Source organism: Micromonospora sp. NBRC 107095, from assembly GCF_030269705.1.
Lineage (GTDB): Bacteria > Actinomycetota > Actinomycetes > Mycobacteriales > Micromonosporaceae > Micromonospora > Micromonospora parva.
Genome location: NZ_BSTU01000014.1, coordinates 1 through 426, shown reverse-complemented (window position 1 = coordinate 426; position 426 = coordinate 1). Strand labels below are relative to the sequence as shown.

The following is a 426-nucleotide window of genomic DNA, read 5'->3' as shown; positions in this document are numbered from 1 at the left end:
CCCCCATCGCGGTGAACAACTTCTTGATCAGGTAGTTCTCCTCGTTGTCGAGCGTCGCCCCGCCCAGGCTGGAGATGCCCAGCGTCCGGTTGAGCGGCCGGCCCTCGGCGTCGACGTCCTCCCAGGTCTGCTCCCGGGCGGCGAGGATCCGATCGGCGATCATGTCGAGCGCCGTGTCGAGGTCCAGGTCCTCCCACTGCGTCGAGTACGGGCGGCGATAGCGGACCGTGGTCTGCCGCAACGGGCTGGTGACCAGGCTCTTGCTGGCCGCGCCCTTCGGGCAGAGCCGACCCCGCGAGATCGGACTGTCCGGATCGCCCTCGATCTGACTGACCCGCCCGTCCTTGACGAACACCCGCTGACCACAACCCACCGCGCAGTACGGACACACCGACCGCGCCATGCTGTCAGCGGAATCGGTACGGG

Annotated in this window: 1 pseudogene; it reads right to left on the bottom strand. The window is 68.3% G+C overall.

The annotated features are described in order from the left end of the window. Positions 1-426: pseudogene (locus QSK15_RS32460) on the bottom strand (formate dehydrogenase); the annotation flags it as partial.